This is a genomic window from Shimia sp. R11_0, assembly GCF_017744035.1.
GTDB lineage: Bacteria > Pseudomonadota > Alphaproteobacteria > Rhodobacterales > Rhodobacteraceae > Shimia > Shimia marina.
Map to the genome: position 1 here is coordinate 1 of NZ_JAGHQY010000022.1, position 2,500 is coordinate 2,500.

Here is a 2,500-nt window from a genome sequence, read left to right on the forward strand (position 1 = left end):
TGTATATATTGGTTGCGGGAGTAGGATTTGAACCTACGACCTTCAGGTTATGAGCCTGACGAGCTACCGGGCTGCTCCATCCCGCGACGCTTTTGCCTTTTTTGCCTTTTGGCTTTGAGGCTATTTGCTCTTTTAGCTTAGAGCGTTGTCGCCCTTCAGGACGTATTTTATGTTCTGAAGGTATTTTATGTATCGTTTTGAGAGATATAGATTTGAGTTGTTTACTAGGTTTGGCGATGACCTACTCTCCCACACCTTAAGATGCAGTACCATCGGCGCTACGGTGCTTAACGGCCGGGTTCGGGATGGGACCGGGTGTTTCACTCGCGCTATGATCACCAAACCGAGTAAACAGCTCAAATCGGTTTGTGTTGTCCAAGTTATGTACGTGTGTTTTTGTGTATGCTTTTGATATTTAGTAAAAGTCTTTCTTTTACTGGATCAAATCAAGCCTATCGGACCATTAGTACCAGTCAACTGAATGCGTTACCGCACTTACATCTCTGGCCTATCGACGAGGTGGTCTACCTCGGTCCTCAGGGATACCTTGTTTTGAGGGGGGCTTCCCGCTTAGATGCCTTCAGCGGTTATCCTGTCCGATCATAGCTACCCTGCACTGCTGCTGGCGCAACAACAGGTCCACCAGTGGATCGTTCACCCCGGTCCTCTCGTACTAGGGGCAACTCCTCTCAAGTATCCTACACCCACGGCAGATAGGGACCGAACTGTCTCACGACGTTCTAAACCCAGCTCACGTACCTCTTTAAACGGCGAACAGCCGTACCCTTGGGACCTGCTCCAGCCCCAGGATGAGATGAGCCGACATCGAGGTGCCAAACACTGCCGTCGATATGGACTCTTGGGCAGTATCAGCCTGTTATCCCCGGCGTACCTTTTATCCGTTGAGCGATGGCCCTTCCACTCGGGACCACCGGATCACTATGGCCGTCTTTCGACTCTGCTCGACTTGTCAGTCTCGCAGTCAGGCTGGCTTCTGCCATTGCACTCAACGAGCGATTTCCGACCGCTCTGAGCCAACCTTCGCGCGCCTCCGTTACGCTTTAGGAGGCGACCGCCCCAGTCAAACTACCCGCCACACAGGGTCCCGGATCCGGATAACGGACCGCGGTTAGACATCAAGCAATGCAAGGGTGGTATCTCAAGGGAGGCTCCACCGACACTGGCGTGTCGGTTTCAAAGCCCACCACCTATCCTGCACATGCATGGCCTGATGCCAGTGTGAAGCTGTAGTAAAGGTGCACGGGGTCTTTCCGTCTAACCGCGGGAAGCCTGCATCTTGACAGGCAATTCAATTTCGCTGAGTCGATGTTGGAGACAGCGGGGAAGTCGTTACGCCATTCGTGCAGGTCGGAACTTACCCGACAAGGAATTTCGCTACCTTAGGACCGTTATAGTTACGGCCGCCGTTTACCTGGGCTTCAATTCAGAGCTCTCACCCCTCCTTTTAACCTTCAGGCACCGGGCAGGCGTCAGACCCTATACGTCGTCTTGCGACTTCGCAGAGCCCTGTGTTTTTAGTAAACAGTCGCCACCCCCTGGTTTGTGCCCCCAGCCAATACTTGCGTAGAAACTGGGCCTCCTTCTCGCGAACTTACGGAGGTATTTTGCCGAGTTCCTTCAACATCGTTCTCTCAAGCGCCTTGGTATGCTCTACCAGTCCACCTGTGTTGGTTTAGGGTACGGTCTCATGGAGGGCTATTTCCAGGAACCAATCAGCGGCCTGCCCAATCCGATAAGGGCAAACAACCTTCATGATCCGTCACATCCTCCTGGCCTAGGAATATTAACCTAGTTCCCATCGCCTACGCCTTTCGGCCTCGGCTTAGGGGCCGGCTTACCCTGCTCAGATTAGCTTTAAGCAGGAACCCTTGGACTTTCGGCGAGAGTGTCTCTCACACTCTTTGTCGCTACTCATGTCATCATTCTCACTAGTGATCTCTCCACCGGATGGCTCACGCCCCGGCTTCATCGAAAGCTCCATATCCTCCAAGGCAATCCGTAGATTGCTAAAGAGGATTGGAACTATGTCACACTACGCTCTGCTACCGATGCTTACGCATCCCTAGACTTCGGCTCATGGCTTGAGCCCCGTTACATCTTCGCCGCAGGACAACTTATTTAGACCAGTGAGCTGTTACGCTATCTTTAAAGGATGGCTGCTTCTAAGCCAACCTCCTGGTTGTTTTGGTCGTCCCACCTGCTTTCCCACTTAGCCATGAATTAGGGGCCTTAGTCGTAGGTCAGGGTTGTTTCCCTCTCCACTACGGACGTTAGCATCCGCAGTGTGTCTGCCATCTAGTACTCCCGGGTATTCGGAGTTTGGTTAGGATCAGTAAGCCTGTGGGGCCCCATTACCCATCCAGTGCTCTACCCCCCGGGGTATTCAGATGACGCTCTACCTAAATAGATTTCGCAGAGAACCAGCTATCTCCGAGTTTGATTGGCCTTTCACCCCTAGGCACAGCTCATCCCGATCTTT

General features: G+C 52.6%; 1 tRNA gene and 2 rRNA genes (1 of these 3 cut by a window edge). All 3 read right to left on the bottom strand.

The window, feature by feature from the left end:
- Positions 1 to 9: 9 nt before the first annotated feature.
- Positions 10 to 86, bottom strand: a tRNA-Met gene (locus J7382_RS19790).
- A 142-nt stretch (positions 87 to 228) separates the two neighbouring features.
- Positions 229 to 343 (bottom strand): 5S ribosomal RNA (gene rrf, locus J7382_RS19795).
- 99 nt (positions 344 to 442) lie between these two features.
- Positions 443 to 2,500 (bottom strand): 23S ribosomal RNA (locus J7382_RS19800); it runs 773 nt beyond the window's last position.